General features: G+C 43.3%; 9 protein-coding genes and 2 pseudogenes. 9 read left to right on the forward strand and 2 right to left on the reverse strand.

Annotation, left to right across the window (positions count from 1 at the left end; translation table 11 throughout):
• Positions 1–36: 36 nt before the first annotated feature.
• Together ACFOEK_RS00140 and ACFOEK_RS00145 are read left to right on the forward strand one after the other, a co-directional pair.
• Complete coding sequence (locus ACFOEK_RS00140; protein WP_386714350.1) at positions 37–1,923, forward strand: ATP-binding protein; 1,887 nt, start codon at positions 37–39, stop codon at positions 1,921–1,923.
• Positions 1,924–1,936: 13 nt separating this feature from the next.
• Positions 1,937–3,370, forward strand: coding sequence for a sigma-54-dependent transcriptional regulator (locus tag ACFOEK_RS00145; RefSeq protein ID WP_386714353.1), 1,434 nt, complete (start codon positions 1,937–1,939; stop codon positions 3,368–3,370).
• 106 nt (positions 3,371–3,476) lie between these two features.
• Here the strand turns inward: ACFOEK_RS00145 and ACFOEK_RS00150 are convergent, their stop codons facing one another.
• On the reverse strand, positions 3,477–8,330 hold the full coding sequence (locus tag ACFOEK_RS00150; RefSeq protein WP_386714356.1) for an Ig-like domain-containing protein: 4,854 nt from the start codon (positions 8,328–8,330) through the stop codon (positions 3,477–3,479).
• Between the two features lie 296 nt (positions 8,331–8,626).
• Here ACFOEK_RS00150 and ACFOEK_RS00155 point away from each other — a divergent pair, with 296 nt between their 5' ends.
• A complete protein-coding gene (locus tag ACFOEK_RS00155) occupies positions 8,627–9,052 on the forward strand; it encodes a LexA family protein (protein ID WP_386714359.1) in 426 nt (141 codons plus the stop codon).
• Positions 9,040–9,138, forward strand: a pseudogene (locus tag ACFOEK_RS00160) (Y-family DNA polymerase); the annotation flags it as partial. The gene ACFOEK_RS00155 and the pseudogene ACFOEK_RS00160, both read left to right, overlap by 13 nt.
• Before the next feature lie 225 nt (positions 9,139–9,363).
• Here the strand turns inward: ACFOEK_RS00160 and ACFOEK_RS00165 are convergent.
• Positions 9,364–9,684 (reverse strand): helix-turn-helix domain-containing protein, encoded by a 321-nt coding sequence (locus ACFOEK_RS00165; RefSeq protein WP_386714361.1) that lies wholly within the window; start codon positions 9,682–9,684, stop codon positions 9,364–9,366.
• A gap of 121 nt (positions 9,685–9,805) precedes the next feature.
• Between ACFOEK_RS00165 and ACFOEK_RS00170 the strand changes: the two genes are divergently transcribed.
• The 5 genes and pseudogenes from ACFOEK_RS00170 to ACFOEK_RS00190 all read left to right on the forward strand — a co-directional run bounded on the left by ACFOEK_RS00170 (position 9,806) and on the right by ACFOEK_RS00190 (position 25,538).
• On the forward strand, positions 9,806–10,327 hold the full coding sequence (locus tag ACFOEK_RS00170; RefSeq protein ID WP_386714364.1) for a hypothetical protein: 522 nt from the start codon (positions 9,806–9,808) through the stop codon (positions 10,325–10,327).
• Positions 10,328–10,420: 93 nt separating this feature from the next.
• Positions 10,421–11,728: pseudogene (locus ACFOEK_RS00175) on the forward strand (DEAD/DEAH box helicase); the annotation flags it as partial.
• A 346-nt stretch (positions 11,729–12,074) separates the two neighbouring features.
• Positions 12,075–12,803, forward strand: coding sequence for a hypothetical protein (locus ACFOEK_RS00180; RefSeq protein ID WP_386714367.1), 729 nt, complete (start codon positions 12,075–12,077; stop codon positions 12,801–12,803).
• On the forward strand, positions 12,796–13,620 hold the full coding sequence (locus tag ACFOEK_RS00185; RefSeq protein ID WP_386714370.1) for a transglutaminase-like domain-containing protein: 825 nt from the start codon (positions 12,796–12,798) through the stop codon (positions 13,618–13,620). Before ACFOEK_RS00180 ends, ACFOEK_RS00185 begins: the two co-directional genes overlap by 8 nt.
• A 47-nt stretch (positions 13,621–13,667) precedes the next feature.
• Positions 13,668–25,538 carry an Ig-like domain-containing protein gene (locus ACFOEK_RS00190; protein ID WP_386714373.1) on the forward strand — a complete coding sequence of 3,957 codons (11,871 nt, stop codon included), beginning with the start codon at positions 13,668–13,670 and terminating at the stop codon, positions 25,536–25,538.
• Positions 25,539–25,564: the final 26 nt, after the last annotated feature.

Genomic DNA, 25,564 nt, shown 5'->3' on the forward strand with positions numbered 1-25,564 from the left:
TAAGTTTACGATTTGTTTTGTAGTAGGCGATGAGTCATGGAAATTTCGATTCTTTTTAATATCAGTCTATGGACAACGGTATTAACCGCTTTGGGCGTAGCGATTTGGTTGTGGAGTCGTCGCCGAGAAGATGCGAGCTTGCCTGCTCTGGCTGGCTTCTGCTTGTCGATGGCGATCTGGTGTTTGGGTCATATCTTTGCTCTTCAACAACAGCCGCAATTTGCGGTGCCTTTGCTGTTAGCTAACCCCTTATTACCGACCAGTTTTTTGCATTTTGTCATTGTCTGGCTCAAAGATTCGGGGGTGTCTGCCTTTGGTTTAGAACGCCGAATTCCCTGGCTTTATGGTGTGGCTTTATTAGTGACGGTCGCCAGTGTTTGGGCTGATGGTGGTTTTCTCTCGCCGTGGCTGGCATTTCCGAGTTTCTTTCATTTAGCCTTCGCTGGCTGGCTGAACTTAGCCTACACCGTAGCTGTTGGAATCTTTGCGCACATTCTTCTGCTGTATGGTTTTAAGCGGAGTCAGGGCAATAAGCGCCGTTCTATCGTGGCGATTTTTGTGGTCGGCGCTTGGGGATTCTTATTGGCGACCAGTTTTATTTTGCCGTCGATTCCGAGTCATTTTTTTCCTTATCCGATGCTGGCGTTACCAAGCTATGCGGTGCTGGTGGCTTACTCAGTGGTACGTTATCGATTGGTGGAAGCCAACCGACTGGTGAGCCATGCCTTACAGTGGTTCGTGGTGTTGCTGGTGTCGATGTTGATTATGGGCGGGGTGTTGGCGGTAATTGAACCGCTGGGTCTGGAAGAACTGTCGCATGTTCCCAACCTGCAATTATTGGTCTATTCGACGCTGTTATTACTGATTGCGTGGTTCTCTTATGAACCGGCGAGACGCTTCTCTGAACGATTAATTTACCCGGGCGGTAAGATTGAAGACGCCACTTTGAACAGTTGGGTGAGTAGGTTGAATCGGGTTACTTCCTGGCAGGAATTGGCAACAACCGTAGAAACAATGTGGTATCAGCGCAGTCATTACAAGGCCGGTGTGAGCATTGTCGATGCTGAAGGCGAACCCCATGTGGAAACAGAGCTTATGCCTCAGTTTACCTGTGTGAAACGGAGTCAGTGGCATTGTTACCTCAATGGTTGGGAAGACATTCCGCCTGCCAAGCATTACATGGCGGAGATTTTAGCGGCGATGTTGCCCAGTACTTGCGCCTCGTTAGAGCGATCTTTGCAATTGGCCAAAGTAGAAGCGCAAGCCGAGCGAGAGCGTATCGAACAGCGTCATTTGGTGGAACTGGGTGGACTCACAGCGGCGATTGCGCATGAGTTACGCAATCCATTAAACATCATCAATATGGCTTCCGCTCAAACCGACCCATTGATTAAATCTCACATTCAAAACCAAGTGGCTCGGGCGGAGTTGTTGATTCGCGATACGCTCAGTTATGCCAGTAACACTGAACTCAATAAAGCCGAATTGGATGTAATGGCACTGATTCATCAAGTGGTTGAGCAGATTGATGCCTTGTTTAAGGTTCATATTCGAGTGAACGGGCCCGATCGTTTAATGGGGGCATTTGATGCCCCGCGATTACAACAAGTGCTGATCAATATTTTGGAGAATTCAGCTGCGTTCATTGCTCAACAACCTGACGGCAAGATTTTACTGGAAGTCAGCAAGAGTGTTGACGAACTTGAGAGGCCTGTCTTGCAGTTAGCGCTTCATAACAATGGCCCAAAAATTCCAGGCGATATGCAGGCGCACTTGTTCGAGCCTTTCATTAGTAAACGCAGTGGTGGCAGTGGCTTAGGCTTATCTATCGTGCGCCGTATTGTTGATGCGCATCAAGGCAGTATTGAATACCGCGAAGACTGTGGTTGGCCAGTCAGCTTTATCGTGCGTTTGCCGGAATAACAGGGAAGGCTCTATGACTAAACAAATCGTAAAACAAGCATCTGCCAAGTTATTGCTAGTGGATGACGAACGTGCCTTCTGCGAGCTGTGTTCACTGTGGCTTGAGCAAGCAGGCTATGAAGTGGTGAGCTGCGGTGATGGACAACAAGCCGAACTTGAATTTCTGAAGGCCGAGGCTGCGGGTGAATCCTTTGATTTGATCATTCATGATTTGGCGTTGCCACCGACCTTCAAGCCCGAAGATGGTCTGGCCTATCTCAAGCGTTATCGTTCAACGCCCGTGGTGGTTCTTACCGGGCATGATGAGCGCTCGTTGGCATTAAGGGCCATTGAACTGGGTGCGGAAGATTTTATCGCCAAGCCGGTTGATCCTGATTTTCTCAAAGTAATTGTCCAACGCACCGTTGAAAAACATCGTTTATTGCAACAGGTTCAGACTCTGGAAGACGAGCTTCAGAAACGACCGGGAGATGAATTGGGTTTGGTTGGTGTGAGTCAGAGTACGCAAGCCATTCGTGAACTCATCACCCGTATTGCACCAACGCAAGTCCCTGTATTCATTCAAGGCCCCAGTGGAACCGGTAAGGAAATCATTGCCAATGCTATTCATGCGTTAAGCGGACGTTCTGACCAAGCCTTTATATCCGTTCATTGCGGTGCCATTCCAGCGGAGCTTTTAGAAAGCGAACTCTTTGGTTATAAGAAAGGTGCCTTTACCGGGGCGGAGAAGGATCGCAAAGGGCTATTGGAAATGGCAGATAAAGGCACGCTGTTCCTCGATGAAATTGGTGAGATGCCATTGGCGATGCAAGTCAAACTGCTGCGAGTCTTACAAGAAGGTAGCTTTTACCCAGTAGGCAGCCGTGAATTGGTGACCATTGATGTACGTTTGGTGTCTGCGACCAATCGGGATTTGCCTCTGGCGGTACAACAAGGGGAGTTTCGGGATGATCTCTACTATCGCATCAAAGGGCTAACCGTCACTACTCAGAGATTGGATGAACGTCGGGAAGATATTCCACCGTTACTGCGTTCTTTTCTTGATCGTTACAACGAACAACACAATACACAGTTAACCCTCTCACCTGAAGTTCTTGAGTGGTTCAACCATACCGACTGGCCAGGCAATGTTCGGGAACTGAAAAACACCTTGGAAAGTGCCGCTGCGATTTCGCTGGGACAACAAATTACAATGCAAGAATTAGCGCTGATTCGCAGTGACTTGATTCAGAACGACGCCTTTCCTGCGTCTACCTCTTCGATGACTATCTCCCCTTTAGAAGTGAATTTGGATAAACCTTTGGAAGAGCAAGTCAGTGCTTTGGAAATCCGATTGATACAGGCGGCTATGGCTGCCAATGACAACAACAAAACCCGAAGTGCCCAGCAGTTAGGCATTACCCGCCAAGGCTTGATTAACAAGATAAATCGGTATGGGTTGGGGTAAGGGGAATCGATTTAATTTTGTTGGTACTTGTTTAGTTCAGGGTAGAAGGTGAAGCTATCTAACTTCACCTTCTAGCTATTTTAAGTAGTCTTAGCGGGTAATGTAATTAGTTACTTAAAGTAATTGAATCCCATTCACGCCCATCTGATGGGTTAGTGTAATTATCATACTGTTGGAATTTGATTTTAAAGTCTCGTCCGTAATCAAAGTTTGGATCATTGCTTGTCTTAATTCTTGCTATTTCATTGTCTAAATTAATTGAAAATGTTTTTCCTACTTCACCAACATCAAGTTCTGTGGTTGAAACTATCTGATACCAAGTAACTCCATCATTGCTTATTGCTACACCGTCACTATTGTGATGACCGCTAAAGCTAGCAGGCATTGTATGTAGTTCGTCAGATGTTTCAGATTGGAAGAAGGATAAGGTGATATTACTTTGGTTTGTTAGATCTAAGGTTATAGTCCCTTCATTAAGGGTGAAGGTACCACTGGAGCTAACATCCATTCGTAAGCGACTAGAAATAACAGCAATTCTTCCCACTGAAGATGAACTGTAAAAATCCCAACCTTCGTTTGTACTCGGTAGTCCTTGGCTAAAGTCTTGTTGATATGCTAATGGGAGTTGCTCTGGGAGAATACGAATCTTTATTTTGTGTATGGATTGATCCCCTGTTGTGGTGTCTGTAAAGGTGATGTTTCCTTCGGCTGTTGTCCCAATCGTCATAGCGCTGGCATCCCAGCAAGCATCTAGAGCTGTGCTATTTCCTTGAGATAGATCCCCTTCATTGTTGGCTGGTAGTGTTAGCCAGGGCTGATCGCTGTTTGCTTGCCAATGCAGATCCATTTGGCTGATATTTGTTACTTCGAACGACTCACATCCGAAAGTGTCTGAAATTGAGTCTACGATATCGATTTCAATGGTTTGATTTGGTGTCACGCTGAGCCCTGAATAGCTAGCATCAATGGTAATGTTATCCCATTCGCGTCCATCTGTAGGATAAGAATAATTATCGTACTGTTGGAATTTAAATTTCATTTCGGAAGTGTAGTTAAAGTTAGGATCATACTTAGTCTGGATCTTATTAATGATTTCATCGAGATCAATAATATAATCCTGTCCTGCGTTACTAACTTCTAGCCTGGATGAATCTATTAATCGGTACCAGGTATTACCGTCGTTGCTAATAGCTACACCATCACTGTTGTGATGACCGGTAAAGGATTCCGGCATTGGGTGAGGTTCGTCACCATGGTCGGACTGGAAAAAACTCAGTTGAGCACTTTGAACGCCAGCCATATCTATATTCATTACCATTTCATTCAAGCTGTATTGTCCGTTTGTTGATACATCCATACGAAGCTTGCCTGAAATGGTTTGAATTCTTCCATAGGCTGAATTGGACGAATAATAGCTCCAGTCATCGCCGGTTGGTAAGTCACTCTGAAAATCTTCCTCGAAAGGGAATCGATCCGTAGGATCTTGAATAACAATAGAGACTATAGCCGAGTTTGAAACTGCACCCAACGTATCTTGGACTGTATAAGTAAAACTATCGATTAATGTATTGCTGTCGTTATGTGTATACAGAATGCTGCCATCGTTGTTTATAGACACGCTGCCTGATGAAGGAAGAGAGGTTATATCTATACTGGTGACATCAATGCCGTCATCAGGATCAACATCATTGGTTGTCAGGTTAACAGTAGCGCTTTCCCCTTTAAGTAAGGAGATGCTGTCAGGTGATGCAACAGGGCTATCATTCAGTAAATTGATAGTTATGTTGGCTGTTGCTGTATTTGATGTAACACCTGCATTATCTTGAATAGTATAGGTAAAGCTATCCGTAGCCGTTTCACTTCCATTATGTGTATACGCTGCGCTTCCGTCGTTATTTACAATCAAGCTGCCATTGTTTGGAGGGCTTATGATGGTAATGCTGTTCAAATTCAAGCCTTCTACTAAATCACTATCATTTGCTGCGAGATCTATTAGCCCTGTACCGGCTTCATCAACAGTCAGCGTGTCATTTTGAGCTTGAGGCGCCGTATTAATAACTTGTATCTCTATGGAGGTTATACTTTCTGTCGAATATCGGTCAGTGATTTTTGCACTAATGGTGTGAATCCCACCGCTCAGTACTTTGCTAATGGATGATCCTGTGCCAATGGGTCCATAAATATCTGATTCCCAAGTAATAAACTGGCTGAGATCTCCATCTTCAACGTCATGCGCATTTCCTGAAAATGTGACTAAGTCGCCAGTTGAAAAGATATTACCTGCACTTGGAGAACTGATAGATACAGCAGGTGGATTGTTCTGTACATGAATTCCGTAGACTGTATTGCTTCGAGTTCCGCTTGTACCAGATGCTCGTGCGCTGAGATTATGAGTGCCGGCGCTGAGCTGTGTTTGTAAAAAGTTTCCGTTACCAATTAATCCATCTTGATCGGAATTCCATACGATAGTTGCACTTATATCGCCATCAATAGGGGCTGTAGCTGTGGCGCTTAATTCAATTGTGTCATTGATGCTATAAACACTGCCATTAGAAGGAGACAGTATTTCAATGGTAATAAGGTCCTCAGCATTGAGAGGCGAGGTTTTTACGATGAAAAGATCACTTGCTTCATTGGTATCATCAATAACTAGATTTCGTGCTTTGCTACTGATAAGAGCTAGAGTGCCGTCATCTGAAATATCTTCAATGGTACTGGAGTCGATTGCCTGAGCTGACTCATTATTAATTGCTATAAGATTTGAAGTATTGCTGGAGCGATCCCAGAAATAGATATCTTGTTTTTGGTTATTATCCTCTTCCAGTACATCTTTAATTTCTGAATAGGCTATACCCAATCCATTTTGGGCTATTCGAATACTTCCAGCAACACTATCGGACGATATTTTAATGGTGGTGTTGGTCGTTACGTCTCGAAGATATGCATGGGGTTGTGTAACCGTTGAGTCCGTATCAATTAAGTCACCTGCGAAGGTGAATGCTACGGAAGAACCATCTCCTGAAATACTGAACCCTCTAATGGTCGCATGGGTATTCTTACTTAACTCATTATTTGACGAAACGCTTATAAGGTTTTTGGATTGAGTTGTAATGTCATACAAGTACAGATTGGACGATGATATGACGCTTTGAGTGACAAGATTTGTTGCCCGGGATGAGAAAACCACGTAATTGCCATCTGAAGAAATTTCTGCGTTATAGCTACTGTCGTTTGCTTCTTCTCCATTAAGCCCTGTGGATATGCGTGTTGTTATACGATTTTGGCGATCGTAGAGGAAAATATCATCTTTGCCATTGCTGTCATTTGAAACAATGTCACTCGCACTTGAGCTGTATACAATGTACCGGCCGTCTTTAGATATACCTCCAACTCTGCTATTGCCAGATGCTGCTTCCATTGTGGTAGATATAGATATTAACTCTGTTGTGCCAGCAGCAATGTCTCTGACAAAGATCTGTTCATAGCTGGATGAGTTTGAAAGAAGATCATCTGAATTTGATGAAAAGACAACAAGGTTGGCATCGTCATTGATTGCTATATATGTGTAGGTGTTGACACCAGAGATTAACTCTTGCTCTTCATTGGTTAAGGACACTCTAATAACGTTTCCAGTTACATTATCACGGCGAAAAATATCTGTTTTATTATTGTTGTCGTTACTGATTACATTGTCTGCATAAGTTGAAAAAACGGTATATCGACCATCAGAAGATATTTTTCCCGTAGTTGTTTTGTTATTAAGGTTTTCAAAGTCGTGTGTAACAGATCCTTTGATAATACGCCCATGCTCAAGACCGTCACTGATGTTATTGTTATCGGTGTCTGGTTTTGTGGGTAATAGATTCAGTGCTGTTTCATCAGAATCTGATAGACCATCTTTATCGGAATCTATTTCTATAGGTCGATTAACTTGTGCAACCCATCCTTTCTGATTTCCACTGGGGTTATACCCCCAACCCACAATAGTCTTTCCATCATCGGATATTCCTGTTGCTGCTCTTAGTTTCCATGCATTAACAGAGCAACTGGAACCATTACAGTTATTAATGTCGACCGAATAATCTTGCTCTAATACATCGAGCAGTTTTCGCATTCCCTGACTTTCATTCCAAATGAAGGCGGAGCGCTTACTACCAAAGCAACTTTCTCCAATGACTGTTGATCCATCAGCAGAGACTGCCCATGCCTGGCTATAACAGCCTGTTTCTAATGTACCTAAAGGCTGCATACCTCCATCTTGGGTCCATCGGAATGCCATGTAACCATTATCATCCAGAGAATAGCCAACTACGGTACCGTTGTCTGAAACATCGGTTGCTTGGCTATAAAAATTGCCGCCAGGTAAATCCCCTAAAGGCGTCATTCCTTCAGCTGAAGTCCAAAAAAAAGCTTCGTACTCGGGAGTTTGTCCAACAATGTTATTAGCTATGTTGGTGCCTGCAATATACTCACCTTGATTTGATATGGCGTTAACTCGAACTGATGAATAAGGTCTTGAGTCTAATGGCGGAATATCAGTTTTGTTTCCTGATGTCTCCCAGTAGAAACCATTACCGCTGGAAATATCTGATCCAACAATAATTTCACCGTTAGCGGTTATATCGCCAGGCATCAGGTAATTTGAATTGAGAAGGGAATTTAGACTTTCAGTATCTTCCCCTTTATTCCAGATAAATGCTTCGGAACTACTGATTGCTCCAATACACACTTCGCCAGAGTTGGAGCATGATGTAACGTCATACGTTGCTATTGGCTGAAAACCGTCTTGTTCACTCCATTTTAAGCCTTCTTTACCGAAGATTATTTGAGCATTCGGTGAAACACCAATAACTTCTTTATCATTTACTTCTGTGAGTGTACTGAATGCATGGAGAGGTGTGGATAGAACCATTAAAGATGAGAGACCTATACAGCTAAGTATAGAAAAATGCTTGTGCATCTACTTATTTCCTTATTAGTAGTGTTTTGAACTAAATATTTCAGATTGTTTGTTTTTAGTTCGATTAACAATATACCTGAGGTTGTTTTACATCCTTTTTTGCAGCAGCCAGCATAGATAGCTACGGTTTTTTCGACAATGTTAAATTACCTTAAAGCCAGTAAGGTAGGGAGGATTGAGGCTGGTTTAGGTTAAAAGTATTAATATTTATGTATACCCGTTTATCGATTTCTGGTTCACTTTTCTTTATTTTTTGCTGTATATTTTTACAGTTATTTTGGTGAAGTGAATAAACTATGAAAGTTGTTCATATCGCTCGGAGTGAGATATCGAAGCTAAGCTTCTTTACATCTTGGGTTGCTGCAGGGTTTCCAAGCCCGGCGGACGATTATGCCGAGCGCAGCTTGAGTATTGATGAGTTGTTGATTAAGCACCCTTCTGCGACGTATTTAGTACGTGCTTCTGGGGACTCTATGATTCGTAGAGGTATCTTCGACCAAGACATTTTGATTGTCGATCGCTCCATTGAAGCCAAAGATGGCGATATTGTGATTGCGGCATTTAATGGTGAGTTAACTTGTAAGTATTTGGATTTAACGAAGCGTTGTTTAGTAGCTGCAAACCCGAAATTCCCTCCAATTCCTATCCATGATGAACAAGATCTCTTAATCGAAGGGGTTGTGATTTCATCCATCCGGTTGCATCGCGCATGTACGCGTTAGTGGACTGCAATTCATTCTTTGCCAGTTGTGAACAAGTCTTTCGACCTGATTTAAGGGGGAAGCCTGTTGTTGTATTGAGTAATAACGTACTTGTATATTTAAAAAAATTGACTATAGGTGTTTTTTTAAAATTCAGTCTCTTATTTGTTTTAATTAGTCCGCTTATACTGCCAGTAAAATGGACTGAAAAGCTTAAATAGGTCCATTAAATCAACTTGTATCAGCCTAGTAACTTTAATTTAATCAATTCTGTCCAACGACCCTTAGATCAAATTAAAAGAGTCCATAGCTATTACTCAGTGAAAGTAAGGCTAGTCTTTTCTCTCTGTGTTTGAAGTTAATTGTTGAATGAGAGCTTTCTGTTTATCTTCACTCAATCTGTTTATAAGGCAGAGAAGTTCAGCTGTGATATCAGATTCACAGAAGAAAAAAGCGACAGGTACACCAAGCTCATCAGCCATCTTTTTTAAGGTGTCATAATCTGGCGTATGACGACCTTTTTCATAATGATTCATACGACTGCTGGCCGAGCTGGCTTCCATTCCAAGACGAATTCCCAACTCACGCTGGCTAATGCCTTTCTTTTTGCGTGCTTGGTATAAACGCTTAGTGAAGGGACTTGAACTGGACAAAGGGTGTTCATCTTATTTCGACCTATGATACTTAGATTGTCTAAGTATATTACTGTTGTGTATACTTAGGAATCCTAAGTATTGTTTGTACTGGTATATGCGTTTAGCCATGTAAACCACGATGAGTAAGATCAAACTTAAACCTGAAATCCTCTCACTTCTAAGCTCAGGTAATTTTGAGTGTTTCACTGCGCCAGAGTTAACGGATGCTTATTTGACGTTACCTCAAATAGAAGGGATTAGCCGTAGCGCAGCCGTACAGTTCATTCATAGGACAATCAAACGTCTATGTGAATGCGGTTTTTTAATACCTACAGGTAAAACAGTTAGAAGGTCTACCGAATATCAATTAGTGGCAGAGCTAAATGTCAGAACAGTTAAGGTTGGAACGCCTCATGCCCGAAATTCATTACAAGCCAAGCGCGAAGCAGATACTTTTAAAGATCACCTGAGAAATAGAATCAACAATTACAAGTTCGAACTGCTAACCGATCTGGGAGAAGTAGAGGAATATGAAGCCTTATGTCATGAAAATCCGGATAAAGCAGATCAAATTCAAGAGCTTTATAACCAGGCAAGGGACCGCTATTCAAAAAATCTTGGTCGCATTCGAGCACTGGAAGCTCTTGTCGCCTGCCAGTAAATAGAATTTATGCAATTAAGACAGTGGCAACACGAGTGCCTTTTTCGCGTTCTTCAGCAGTATAACTCTGGTTAATCTCATTTTTTATGCCTTGCAACACCAGGCGCTGGTAAGACTTTTATGGCTTCGATGCTTGCTAAACAGTTACTCGAAGCAAATGAGATTGATTTTATATTTTGTTTTTCCCCCTCACTAATCGTTTCCACAGATTTTCAGACTGAAATAGAAAATCAAACCGGCAGAAGGCTGGATGGAAAACTTGGAGCGCATGGTTGCTCCATTACATATCAAGGAATGCTCTCTTTAGGGCAAGAGTTTTGGCAACTCTTCGATCAATACCGAGTATTTGTGATCTTTGATGAAATTCATCACTGTGCGGGTAGTGATTTCCATAATACAAACGCTTGGGGTCAGATTATTCTCTCTAAGATTCAAGATAGAGCAGCCTACACTTTGGCTCTGTCTGGAACGCCTTGGCGATCTGACAATATTCCAATCGCTTTGTCACGCTACAGATTGGAAGACAACAGTATACATTGCGATTACGAATATGGATTATCCAAGGCGATTGCTGATGGCGTATGCAGAAAACCAAGATTGATCTTAATTGATAACGATCAGATTCAGCTTCATTCGAAAGATGAAACACGCGAGTATCGATCATTCTCAGAATTGTTGGAGCAAACAGAGTGCTCTTATCAGCAAATCATTGAGAATAATGAATTGATTATCTATACGTTAAAGCAAGCCTCTGCAAAGCTTGATAGGGTTCGACAAAGTGTTGCTAATGCAGGGGGGCTGATTGTTGCTGCCTCTGTGTCACATGCACAAAAAATCAAAAGCATTCTGCAGTATGAACTAGGTGAGGACGCCTCAATAGCAACCTATCAGGAAGACGACGCGCTAACCGTTATTCGAGATTTTAAATATAGCAAGGATAAATGGATCATATCTGTAGGTATGATCAGTGAAGGCACTAACATTCCGCGTTTAAGGGTTTGTTGTCATCTATCTCGCGTCAAGACAGAGTTATATTTCAGACAAATTCTTGGTCGTATACTCCGAGCAACAGACCAAGAAGAAGAAGGCTTTCTTTATATGCCAGCAGAACCATCACTTATTAAGTACGCGTATCAATTAGCTGAAGACATTCCATCTTCAAATGTAGTTAACACTCAAAAGATGAAAATTCACGGTGGGAAATCCACCAAGAATAGATTGACGAAAACAGACCGCTTACCGATTGATATTGTTTTGAAAGGCACTCAAAAACAAGATGTTAAACCACAACAGGAATTACCTATAAATCCTTTCAGTAAGAGTTCACTTGCTGACACTTATGATAGAACCATTGGAGTTTTTGGAAGGTTTAAAGAGGAACTGGTGACAATGGGTTCTTAATCATTAATTAACAGGTGAACTTTGAAGCAATTCTAAAGGGATACTATCAGCTGTTGAAGGAAGCAAATCCAATACAGAGCCAAAGTTAAATGATGCGTTAGCTTCTTCTGATGTTAGTCTTAGTTTTATTATTAATTGCATGTTTTATTTAAAGTCAAGAATTTTCTTTTGGTTTGGGTGGTGTTGTGGTCGATGTGGGTTTGAATTGCCTTTTTATGGTGGTTTTATTTGTTTCATCTAATGGGAAACATTGTTCCGAATTGTGATTTGTGTCAAAGTGCGCCAAATAATCAATTGTAATTGATGTTTTTGTTCATAAAATGCCCACCCAGAAAACTTAAAAGGATTGTTTGTTTTGTTGCGGTGTTGTTTTTTCATGGCAGCTTTGCTGCTGCATTTGTCTGTTCGTGGGGATATGTGTGGTCCTGAGCAGATGTATTGGAATGAGGTTTCCAAACCTGGAAAACGTTCTGAACTTCAGGATGCGTCTTGTTTCTTTTATCTCCATCAATATCCTGAGTTGCCTTTAATCAATGTATCCAGTCTAAAAAAAGCAGGAAGCATGCATTTGTCTGAAGTTTTAAAGTCAAAGGTGCTTAAGGATAAAACGATAGGTTTTGCTTCTGCGGGTTACGACTTAATTTCTGATATGCAGTTTTGTGGCAGATTAAAGAGGGTGGGATTTAAAAATCCGAAAATTCTCAAATTCGGTCGTGCATCCTTAGGTGAGATTGAAATCGACTCTTATGAAGCCGCTAAAATGGTGATTTCGGAGCGCTCTCTGACGGTTGGCTTTAAAGAGAGCTACCCTCATTCCAGTTTGAACAGTCATGCTTCGTTTGACTCTCTCTTAGTTAATGATATTTATCCATTACAAAGGAATAACCCTAATAAGACGGTTATTTTACTTTTACCTTCTGTTACTCATATCCCAGAAATCGTTGATTCAAATAAGGCACGAGATGGTGTCTTTTTCTCTGTTGTGTCCCCTTCGCAATTTGCAGCTCAGTACTCAGAGTTGTTGTTGACTGCAAAAAAACAGGGCTCTGTGCCTAATAGGTATCGTTGTGAATAAGTTAACTATTTCTCTTGTTAGCCTTACACTTATATGTGTTGTCGGGGCTTTGTTTCTGAGTTCGAAGAAGTCAATTGTCGTCGAACCTGTTCAGCAAGTTTATAAGGTTAAAGTAAGCATTGAGAATACCTCTTCTGATGTCGTAACTAAGCCAAAGATTTATGTTTTTGCACCTCTCCAAAATACTCCTTTCCAGCGTTTAATCAGTTCACAAACGTCAGTAGCTCATACATTTGAAGAGCTAGACGGTCATTCTTATGTTGTTTTATCGCCTCAATATTTAGCGCCTTTTGCGAGGAAAGACGTTGTCATTACATATCGAATGGAATTTCCAAACACTGAATTTATTGCTGAGGGTTTTTGGGAAAAATACAGTTATTCGTTAGCTGAACCTATTTCATATGTTTCAGAAAACTTTTCGGAAATGCTCGACTGGATCAATAAAAGAGTTACGTATATGGGATATGTCCCTGAAGTTTTGGGCTCTGATTATGCCTTAAAGCATGGCAAAGGGGATTGCACTGAATTTGCGCTGACCTTCTCTCGCTTGGCTGCAAGCAATGAGTATCAAACCGCTACTGTTGACGGGTTTGCCGTACTCAGTGGTTCAAATAAGTTATCACTTTCTGATTATCACAGTTGGTCTTTTGTAAATGATGGACAGCTTCACCTGGTGGATGCACAGAACAACTTGGTAAACCCTGATCATTCGAAATACTTGGTGATGAGCCTTATTTCAGAGCCTAAAGGTGATGAATCTCAATTAAAGCGTCGCTTTTATGCAAATGATGCGCGTTTGAAACTCGCTATTTTGTAGAACAACAAAACGATTAAAAAATAATTAGGTTGGAACTTGGATTGAATATGAACGTAAGAACCTCTCAAGATGTACACACGTTATTTTCAGGTTGGGTACAGGGGCTTATTGCATTACTTACATTTTGCCTAAGTCTGAGTTCGGCTTGGGGTGAAACCATCACCATTTCTGAAAGTACAACTATTTTAGCTCAGGATGATTCGTATGATGGCTCTGATCTAATTATTGATGGTGCAACCTTAACTATTCAAGGGGAACATAACTTTAATTCCCTTTCTCTGATTAATTCTTCAGTTATAAAACACCAACAAGGTGCAAGCGATAAGCTTGTACTAAATGTAGTTGCTGAATTTTCTATTAGTTCTAACTCGTCAATCAATCTAAATGGATTGGGCTTAGGTTATACAGAAGACGCAGGTTACCAAACCGGTGGCTCTCATGGTGGTCGTGGTGGTTTCTTTATTGATGATGTCAGTACGTCAGAAATAGGCAGTTTTGCACAACCAGCCAGTTTTGGTATGGGTGGTCGAGGTACGGAGGGGACGAATAACACAAGTTATGGCGGTGGAGCCGTCAAAATTAAGGCCGGTACATTAACGCTTAATGGTCGGATTTTCGCAAACGGAAATTACACGGGATCATACATTGGTGGAGGCAGCGGTGGCTCTGTATGGTTGGATGTTGGGACGTTATCAGGCTCTGGATTTGTTTACGCTCAAGGTTCAAGAGCCCAAGCCTATGGTTCTGGCGGTGGCGGTGGACGCATTGCTGTTTATTTTGATGCTAATGATGGATTTGATTTATCAAACCTGAGTACTCAAGGAGGCTCAGGTCAGCATGCCGGAAGCAAGCACGGTGGGGTTGGCTCCATATACGTAGTGGATCGTAGCCAAAACACCAAACAGTTGTTGTATCGAGGCGCTTCAAGTTCGACAACTTATCAGGCGACTACAATTGATGCGGCAGGAGATATTACAGAGTTAAAGATTCAATCAGCACATGTCGAGTTTCCTAAGGGACAGATACTGGGTGCGATAATAGTAAATACGGATCATTCGCGTATTGCTTTAACTCCTGAACTAGAGGTTCAAGGTGCCACATTAAATCTTCATAACCGATCTGTCCTAAGTTATACCGATCTGGATACTGTTGAGTCCCCAAAGCATTGGAAATTTTTAAGCTTAACGGAGAATTCCTCTATTCAGAGTCCAAGGGCCAAAAATGCGTCCTCGCACACTTTATCTATCTCAGCTGACGATATTACCATCGATAGCACATCAAGCATTAATCTAAATGGGCTTGGTCTGGGCTATACAGAAGACGCAGGTTACCAAACCGGTGGTTCTCATGGTGGTCGAGGTGGTTTCTTTATTGATGATGTCAGTACGTCAGAAATAGGCAGTTTTGCTCAGCCAACCAGCTTTGGCCTTGGTGGGCGAGGCCGAGAAGGTGATTCTAAAACCAACTACGGTGGTGGTGCGGTTAAGATCGTTGCGGGGCGTTTAACGCTTGATGGTCAGATTTTAGCAAATGGTGTAAGTACCAATACCTATATCGGTGGCGGTAGTGGTGGTTCGATCTGGTTGGATGTGGGAACTTTATCTGGTGTCGGTAGGGTTTATGCGCAAGGGGGGAGTGCTCGCTCTTATGGCAGTGGCGGCGGTGGCGGTCGAATTGCAGTATATTTCGATGAAAATGATGGCTTTGACCTTTCAAAACTATATGCTCTTGGTGGGAGTGGAGTCCATACAGGCAGTAAACACGGTGGGGTTGGCTCCATTTATTTAGCCGATCGTGGCAATAATACTAAGCAGTTACTGTATCGAGGGAGCTCCAGTTCGACGAGCTATCAATCAACCAGCATTGATGCAGCGGGAGATATTACTGAGATAGCAATCCAAAGTGCGCATGTCGAGTTTCCTAAGGGACAGATACTGGGTGCGATAATAGTAAATACGGATCATTCGCGTATTGCTTTAACTCCTGAACTAGAGGTTCAAGGTGCCACATTAAATCTTCATAACCGATCTGTCCTAAGTTATACCGATCTGGATACTGTTGAGTCCCCAAAGCATTGGAAATTTTTAAGCTTAACGGAGAATTCCTCTATTCAGAGTCCAAGGGCCAAAAATGCGTCCTCGCACACTTTATCTATTTCAGCCGATGATATCACCATAGATAGTTCGTCTCGTATTGATGTTTCTGGGTTAGGTTTGGGCTATGCCGAAGATGCAGGTTATCAAACCGGTGGTTCCCATGGTGGCCGTGGCGGTTTCTTTAACAGCAATAATAGTGTTTCTGAAAGTGGGAACTTTGCTCAGCCAACCAGCTTTGGTCTTGGTGGGCGAGGCCGAGAAAGTGATTCTAAAACCAACTACGGTGGTGGTGCCGTTAAGATCGTTGCGGGGCGTTTAACGCTTGATGGTCAGATTTTAGCAAATGGTGTAAGTTCCAATACCTATATCGGTGGCGGTAGTGGTGGTTCGATCTGGTTGGATGTGGGAACTTTATCTGGTGTCGGTAGGGTTTATGCGCAAGGGGGGAGTGCTCGCTCTTATGGCAGTGGCGGTGGTGGCGGCCGAATCGCAGTATATTTCGATGAAAATAATGGCTTTGACCTTTCAAAACTATATGCTCTTGGCGGGAGTGGAGTCCATACAGGTAGCAAACACGGTGGGGTTGGCTCCATTTATTTAGCCGATCGTGGCAATAATACTAAGCAGTTACTGTATCGAGGGAGCTCCAGTTCGACGAGCTATCAATCAACCAGCATTGATGCGGAAGGTGATTTTTCTGAATTAATAATCAACACGGCCCTTACAGCATTTCCTTCGAATCAGAGAATTAATTTAAAAGTAATACAGCTAATTGATTCTCACGTGACATTACCTTCTGAGGCTCAGGTTCAGTCTTCTGATTTGATTCTGGACTCAGGCTCTATCTTGAACGTAAGTAATTTAACTAATTCTCAACAGCAGCAGTATTGGAACAGTGTTGATCTTAAGGGGAATTCCAAGATAACTCACGGGGTTCCAGTTTCATCAAACACTAAAGGTATAGACTGGTCTATTGACTCTTTAATTGTGAGCACAGGTTCGTCTATTGATGCTTCAGCAGCAGGTTTACCTTTTGTGCAAGGTACCGGTAAGCAAGCTGGCGGAAGTTTTGGTGGCAAGGGTGGGCACTTCACTGTGGCAGAGCCAAGCTTACCTGCGTTTGGAGAGGAAGCTAGACCAGACTCTTTTGGTTTAGGAGGTCGAGACAGAGATAGTGACGGAAGTCTAGGTGGCGGTCAGCTTAAGTTGGTTGTGAATGATCTGACCTTAGACGGTTCACTAAAAGCGAATGGTCAATATCCATCTTCATCATACATCGGTGGTGGAAGTGGGGGTTCTGTTTGGGTAATTGCAAAGAATATTAACGGTTCTGGATTTATTCAGGCTCATGGTGGAAATGCTCGAGGATATGGCGGCGGCGGAAGCGGTGGTCGTGTGGCTCTATATTATCAAAACAATAGTGGCTTCAATTTAGATAAAATTACTACAGCAGGTGGTACAGGAGTACACGGTGCAACTTCAGGCGAAGATGGTACTGTATTTATTAACCAAGCGCAGGAAGCCGTCAGAATTGTTGGTAGTAGACCATACAACGGTGAACTCCTACTAGCCCCTATCACCTTTATTGATGTTGGTTTTCATGGTGCTATCGATAGTGCATCTTTCGGATTAGAAGATATTCGCCTGAATGCTTCTTCCGGCCCCATTATGTTCGATAGCATCGAGGATTTAGGAAATAACGAGTACCGCCTCCACCTGAAAGCGCCTTTAAGTAATGCTGATACGTATCGTTTAGAGATCGGTCCGGATGTATTAACTACATCGGGTGTGCCTATGGATCAGGACGGAGATACTACGCCGGGTGAAGCTTCCGACGATGTTTATAGAGTTACCTTTGATCTTGAGAATGCAGACGAAGTTATCGACTCTGATATCACTATCGATACCTCAGACCCTTCTTACAAAGACAAAATATTACTAGTTCAGGATGCTGTTGTTACCGTAACCGGTGATTATCAGTTCAAAGAGATGCGCTTAACTGGGGATGCAGTGTTAACCAGTGCTCCAGCTATAGATGCTTCAACCCCTGTTAAAACGTTAACCTTTGATCGACTGACTGTTGACTCAAGTGCGATGGTAGATGTAACCGGTTTAGGTTTGCCACCTACTGATTCAGTTGTTGGATTGGCGGGTGGCTCATACGGTGGATTAGGAACGGTTGATGCCTCTGATTCAACGGCACAAACCAATCCAACCTTTGGTAGTGAACATAATCCGGCCGACTATGGTATCGGTGGGCGTAGTAATTCAGTTGATAAGTATTCTGTTGGTGGCGGAGCCCTTAAACTGGTAGTAGAAAAGCTCCAGTTAGAAGGCGCTATTTTGGCCAATGGTGGCCAAGCGCAGAGTGACACTTCGGGGGCCAGTGGTGGTTCGTTATGGATTGAAGCAAATACTGTTTCTGGTTCTGGTGTTATCACTGCGAATGGCAGTACAGGTAATAATCTAACTGCACACGGTGGTGGTGGCCGTGTTGCGCTTTATTATCAATCACTTGACCAGTTTGATCTTGCAAGCCAGATTCAGGCAAAAGGTGGAAACCAAACTGCAGAGACAGAAGGCACTGTTTATAGTTCAAGAATAGAGGTGCCGACAGCGGTTAAAGCATTAAATATTTCTGAGTATACAAATCAAGAGCTTAACGAGTTAACCGTTGAATTTATCAATGCCATCAAGCCCGAATCCTTTGATTTAAGTGATGTCGCCTTAGTTGATGAAAACAGTTCTGAGATCCAGATAGTAGAAATTACTCAGGTTAATCCTGTGTTATTTAAACTTCACCTTCCTTACGTGTTGCCAGAGGGCGAGTACAGTCTTTCGATCGGGCCGGAAATCGAAGCCGTATCGGGTGATAGTATGGATCAAAATGGCAATGGGGTTTCTGGTGAAGCAGAGGATGTTTTCAAGTTTACTTTTAATGTAGATAGTACAGCGCCTCTTGCTACAAGCATTGATTCTCATACAGCCAATCAAACGATTTATATCGCTGATACTAAAGTTACGTTATCTGGAGTTCGCTCTGAAGATTCATCGATTTGGATTAATGATCGAGAAGTAATTGCCCATGGCAGTGCAAGTTGGACGCTTTCTGATTTCGCACTTATTGAAGGTACAAACCAATTGGAAATAGTGACACGAGATTTAGCGGGTAATGCATCCGAAGCAATCACTCTGACACTTGTTTCTGATGTGAAAGCGCCAAAGGTTTTGTCAGTCGTACCATCGAACCATTCGAATACTCCAACCTCTCAGGTGACAATCAGTTTTGAAGAGCTTCATCTGGACGAAAGTGCTTTGGAGCTAGTACTCAAACGCTTCGGCATTGCGGTTAATGGTTCTACATCAATTGATAGCGCTAAAGCTGAAATTTATTTTGAGAGTGGTACTGAATTAACGGAGGGTGAATACCAACTAGAACTTAGCCTTGTGGACTTGGCTGGTAATACACTTTCTGCAGAGGCGTATACGTTTGTTCTCGACTTTACCAAACCGTCTTCGCTTACGGTAAATGCTCACCCAAGTAGTGTAAACACACCTTATTTTGCCTTCGAAGGCAATGGTCTGTCTGCTAATGAACCAAGTCTATGGATTAATGGCATTCAGGCTCTAAGCCAGGAACAAAACGCATGGTCTCATCAGGTTTCTTTGGTACCGGGAGTAAACGTCTTTAAGTTTCAGTCACAGGACTTAGCGGGTAATTTAAGTGATGAAGTTATTGCCACTATCACCTTTGATGATACGGCGCCGGGCGTACCTGTCTTAACCATTACTAATCAAGGAAATGGTTCTCAGGTTGGCTTAAGCTGGGAAGACTATGATGTCGTTGCCAATGGTGATGACATCGTCTCATACCAGGTTTATCAATCATCTGCTGCATTTACCGAGAAAGCGTCCGCTCAACATATAGCTAATTTACCTGCCACTGTGAAAACTTACACGGTTAATGGTCTTACTCGTGGAGAGAACTATTACTTCGCAGTAGCGCCGGTAGACAGTACAGGTAATAGCCCGAGTACGTTGGTTTCTTATGTTGCAACACCAACGGATACGGTCGCCCCAGCTGCAATTTCTGGTATACAGATTACGTCTGAAGCTGACTCAGTAACCGTAGCTTGGTCTGCTAATACGGATGAGGATTTAAGCCATTACCGTATTTACCAGGACGGCCAGTTACTTCAGGACAATGTCGCCCCAACAACGTTAAGTCATACCTTTACCGGTTGGAGCCAAGCGGAAAGTCATCTGGTTTCTTTGTCTGCGGTTGATACCTCAGAGAATGAGAGTATTAAGACAAGCAATACCTTAGTTACCTGGTTAGCAAATCCTGCTGGTATTTCAACCGAAGCTCAAAGTGGCAAAGTGGATTTATCTTGGAATAACACTCAACCCTCGCTGACAAGCAGACAGTTGATATTTGTTAGTGATACGAATTTCACTGATGTTACTGGCATGCAGCCTAAGTTGCGTGTTTCTAAGAGTGCAAGCCAAGTGGGTGTCGCTGGTTTAACCAATGATCAAGATTACTACTTTGCTGTGGTTTCTGAGAACATTAATGGTGGCTTCAACCCATCAGTAACAACGGTAATGGCTACACCAGAAGCCGATACCAGTGGCCCTGTCATTAATGGTGTGAGTTTTGGTGGATTGGTTATATCAGATTTGTCTGTTTTGTCTGAATTATCCAACTTTACTGTGTCCGCTTCAGATCCATCAGGCATTTCTCATGTCGAGTTTTATATTGATGGCCAGCTCGTCGGCACTAGCTATAACGGTAATTCAGGTTTTTCTCAACATTGGGACTTGTTATCCGTTGCTGATGGCCAATATCAGTTGAAAATTAAAGTCTTTGACACTGTAGATAATGTTACTGAAGAGACATTAACGCTTAATGTTCAGCTATCAGCACCTGCTGCGCCTTCTCTTGTTGCACCGATAAAAACAGTGACGAATAAGGTGGAATATTCCCTAACTGTTAATGTGCTGAATAACACGCAAATAATGGCTGTTGTAAACGGTGAAGAACAGGGCGATTGGTTGGATGTCGCCTCCTCTCAGATGCAATTGCCAGTGACTCTTTCGGAAGGTGAAAATACCATCCAGGCCAAGGTTCGGTTCCAGGGCAGACATACAGAAAGTACGTTATCAAATACTGTGGTTGTTTCTTTGGATACCAGCTTGCCTGAGCGCCCTACCACCCTGAACGCGCTTTCGAAAGTAGATGGTCGCATTGCGCTTTCATGGAATAAGCCAAACGACGAGCATGTAAAAGGGTTCAATATATACCGCAGTACTCAAGAGATTGATCAATCGCTGGCGGGTGCAGAAAAAATCAACGCTGAACTTTATCTGTTCACTTCTTATGAAGATACGCTTGAGATAGATGGTGATTACTATTATCGGGTTGTTGCGGTTAATGATGCAGAGACTGAAAGTTTACCTTCAGATCAAGCATCAGCGGTAGCGGACAGTTTGGGGCCGATTGCAAACCTTGTTGGCTACGTGCCTCAAGGTCAATATGACGAAGTAAATAACATCTTTGGTCGAGGGATGGTCGAAGTTTCAATTCGCTTTAACGAAGTACTTCGTAATGATCCGTTCTTTGCTATGACTCCGGAAGGAGGGACACCAACGTCGATAGAATTGAACAAAGACTATAACGACGATTTGCTTTACACCGGTACTTTTGAAATCACAGAGGCAATGCTAACAGGTAAAGTGTGGGCCGTATTATCTGCTCATGATGAGATAGGTAATCGTGGTTCTGATATTACTGAAGGACAATACATCACGGTAGATAGCCAAGGGCCTGAAGTGATTAATTTGGCCATAAACCCGACTTCACCCATCGATAATGAAGGTACGCCTGAGTTAACCGTGGTATTGGATACGAACGATTTCGTGGCTGAAGGTTCGATTCCTGTATTGGTTCCTGAAGTGAGTAGCCCGAATGGTTACCTGACCGTGGCTGGTTTAGATGATGGCATTAGTCTTAGTTTGGTAAATAACTCTGCGCATGGCCAAACTTGGCAGGGGCAGTTTACTTTGCCTGCTGATGTAGGGTTAGACGAGAACGGTCAACCGAATGTTGAGTCTTTACGCTTTAACTACCAGGCAGCAGACGCGCTTGGAAATGAATCGACACGCATCAGAGCGTCCAATTATTTCCAGGTGTATCAAGGTGATTTGCCACCGTTAGCGACGCCAACTCAGTTGTATGCCAAGGCACTGCCAAACGCTCAAGTTGAGTTATCTTGGCAGCCAGTTGAGTACGCCGCCGCATACCTGATTTATCGTAAAGCTGAAAACGAGTTTGAGTTTACTCAAGTTGCTCGAACTGAGGCACCGGATACTACGGGTAATCAAACAATTACCTGGATTGACGGAATAGAAAACCCGTTAAACGAAGGTCTTTATGAATACTCGGTCGCGTCCGTGCGCCTCCATGATGGCGAAGAAAGCGTAAGTGCCAGAAGCGAATCGGTTTCTGTGATTGCAGATGCCACAGCGCCAAGTGCACCTACCAACTTGGTATTGACGCTTGCCGGTAATGGTATTGCTGCGCAGTGGATTGCGCCAACCGGAGAGACTCAAACAGGACAGTTGCGCTATGAACTTTATCGTCTTGCTATCGGGCAAGGTGATGCGGTTGATCTTACTGGTGTTGAACCCATTCAAACTGGATTGAGGTCGACTGAGACTCTTGATCCGAGCCCGTCAGAGGATGCTCATACCTATGTTGTGGTTGCCAAAGACGCAGCGGGTAATGCTTCTCTGCCTTCAAGTGCGGTGTACCTTAACTTTGATCTACTACCCGTAACAGAGCTTGAAATAGAAATGGTTGAAGCGAATGCTCCGGTTATTCGCTGGCAGCATTCCGGCAGTACGATTGAAGGGTTTAATGTCTTTAAGGGAGTTGAAGGTTCTGAGCAGCCTTTAAATACGTCACTAATAACGGATACCTCGTGGCAAGATGAAACCTATCCTGTACTGCCTGAAAGTGGTGCACCATCAGAAACTACTTACAGCGTAATCGCCAAGGATAGTAACGGGGCCGAGAGTGCAGCGCATTACCTTACCTTACCTGCGCTATCGGCAAACCTGTCGGACAGCAATGAGTTAACCAGTGACGGGCAGTTACTTCTGAAGCGGGGTGTAATGAATAGGGTGATCTACCGAGTGGATAATCAAGGTTCAACAGAGGCCAAATCTATTCGCTTGTTCGTGACCATTGATGGTGAGCAAACATCCTGGGTTCATCAGTCGGAATATGTAGATGTCCCTGCACAAGGTTTTGCGGAAGTGCCTGTGGTGATTGGTGGTTATGCTGAATTACAGACAGCGGTCGAGTTAACCAGTCGTATAGAGCAAAGCCCATTCCCTGGCGAGAAGATTCGCATTATTCAAAAACAGCACGCTTTGGTGGCAGAAGATGCGTTCTTGATCGAACTTAAAACGAAGGACTTTACCAAAGGTGGTACCGGCCAAGTTAAGTTCTCAATTCGAAACCATACGGATGTTGAAGTGGAACTGCTTACAGCGCAAAACAACGGAAAGGATGCGTCTTCTGAAGCCCGTTTTGTGATAGAGGATTTAGAAGGCAACATTCTTCTGAAACAACCACTGCACATGGTTGTGGGGAATGTGATTAACACGGCTAATGGTTATACCGTGGTCAGAGTTCCAGCCTCAGAAACCTATGAATCAGAGTGGATTGAGCTACCTGTTTCGGTATCCAGCCTGGATCAGGTGCGAGTACGTTTTGAAGTAGATCAATTCCGTTATCACTCTGGCCAGATCGATGCTGTTGCCATTGCGGGCACACAGGCCACGACGTTGGCATCGATGGGGGAAACCGCTTATTACGCGACATTGTCAGTTGGTAAGTATGTGGATGAAGACACATCTGTAACACCGATCGATAATACTACGCTATTCCCTGGTGATATTATCGAACTATCCGGTCAAGCGATCAGTCGAGAGACGTCTCAAACGATCCCGTTTGTGCCAGTAAAATTACTGTTTAGAGTCCGTGGTTTTGACAAAGAAATTGAAGTAACTACCGATGCAGAAGGTAACTTTAGTTTCCTATATCCGTTGTCTAAACAACGCACTGGTACACACACTTTAGCTGCATTACACCCATCTATTCTAGAGAGACCGGATATGGTCAGTTTTACTGTGATGGGGCTGGACTTAAAGCCGGGTACTATGAATGTTCACTTACCGTACAATTATCCGGGCCAAGTACCTTTCGAGATTCAGGCGGGTAAAGATACTGAGTTAGGCAATGTACATTTTGAAATTTATTTCGAAGAAGGTCAGACCCTACCAGAAGGCTTGCAAGTAACATTACCACAACCTTTAAATGTAACATCAGAACAAAAAGCAGTAATGACAGTTGGTTTAGCTGCAACCAATGCGGTGGCTGAACAAGGGCAGGTTTTGATGATGGTACATGCTGATGAATCTTCTACGCCTATCGGTTATATCACGTTGAATTACAAGTTCTCAGAAGCGGCGCCTAGCTTGGTTGCTGATAAACAATACCTTGAAACAGGAACCTCTCGCGGCGTCAGCATCTCCGAAACCGTGACCTTAAAGAACCAGGGGTTAAGCGATATTTCTGATCTGGTATTAACGCTGGAAACACCGGATAAGCAAGCTGCACCGAGCTGGTTATACGTCGCAAGTGATCGTGCGCCAGGTCAACTCAAGGTAGGGGAAAGTCTCAACGTTGATTTAGTGTTTAATCCAAGTAATTCAGTGGCAGAGGCAATTCATGAGTTTCGTTTGGTGGCGTCTTCTGAGACTAACAACCTGAGATTTGAACATCCTGTGTATGTTGCAGTGACTCAATCGGGTACAGGGAGCATGGCTTTCCATGTCGCAGATATCTATACCGCCACGTTGGACGAAAATAATCAGCCAATCCCAGGTTTGGCAGGCGCCAAAATCAAGCTTCAAAATGAATTGGTGTTGAACGAGGTCTACGAAGCAACGACCAACGAATACGGTGAGGCACTGTTCGAAGAAATTCCGGCGGGTCGTTACATCTATCGTGCAATGGCGTTCGACCATAACTCGGCGACTAATCGCATTTGGGTTCGGGCCGGAGTTACCAGCAGTGAGTCTATTTTCTTGGCCAATCAATTGGTAACGGTGGAATTCTCCGTTAAAGAAATTGTTTTGGAAGATAGATATGAAATTAACATAGAGCCGACGTTTGAAACTAAGGTACCTGCGCCTGTAGTCGTGGTAGAACCTATGTCTGTGAACCTCCCCGTAATGAAGAAGGGAGAGGTGTATCAAGGAGAACTAACCTATACCAATCATGGCTTAATTCGAGCCATTGATGTCAATGAAGATCTTCCTAAAGGTGATAACTTTGCCCGTTTTGAATTTCTATCAGAAGTACCTGACAGTATTGAGCCGGGTGAGGTAGTAGTTGTTCCATACCGTATTCAGGCATTGCAGGACTTTGATCAAACCAGCTTGGAGATTGGTTCTGGTGGTGCTACATGTGGCCCTCGAGACTATGACGGTAAGGTTTCTTATAAGGGAGAATGTCCGAGTGGTTTCTCTATCTCTGGCAGTGCCGCCACTGCCTGGGCTGCTAGTGTCGATGATCCAAAGTGCCGAGGTATTTCCGGGGGTGACGGTATACCTAACCCTATAGGCAGAGGGGGGGATGGAGACAACAGCATTTCTGGTGGTAACTCTAAATCATTTAGAATTTTAGGTGGGGGCTGTAGTTCCGACGATGACGACGATGATGACGATGATAAAGATGATTGTAACTAGGGTATTTGGTGATGTGGATAAATAGC

Source organism: Litoribrevibacter euphylliae (assembly GCF_042646085.1).
GTDB classification, from domain to species: Bacteria; Pseudomonadota; Gammaproteobacteria; order Pseudomonadales; family Litoribrevibacteraceae; genus Litoribrevibacter; species Litoribrevibacter euphylliae.

Excerpts from the sequence above, each read along its gene's own strand:
- ACFOEK_RS00140 (WP_386714350.1), top strand. The coding sequence starts at position 37 with ATGGAAATTTCGATTCTTTTTAATATCAGTCTATGGACAACGGTATTA.
- ACFOEK_RS00145 (WP_386714353.1), top strand. The coding sequence starts at position 1,937 with ATGACTAAACAAATCGTAAAACAAGCATCTGCCAAGTTATTGCTAGTG.
- ACFOEK_RS00150 (WP_386714356.1), bottom strand. The coding sequence starts at position 8,330 with ATGCACAAGCATTTTTCTATACTTAGCTGTATAGGTCTCTCATCTTTA.
- ACFOEK_RS00155 (WP_386714359.1), top strand. The coding sequence starts at position 8,627 with ATGAAAGTTGTTCATATCGCTCGGAGTGAGATATCGAAGCTAAGCTTC.
- ACFOEK_RS00170 (WP_386714364.1), top strand. The coding sequence starts at position 9,806 with ATGAGTAAGATCAAACTTAAACCTGAAATCCTCTCACTTCTAAGCTCA.
- ACFOEK_RS00190 (WP_386714373.1), top strand. The coding sequence starts at position 13,668 with ATGAACGTAAGAACCTCTCAAGATGTACACACGTTATTTTCAGGTTGG.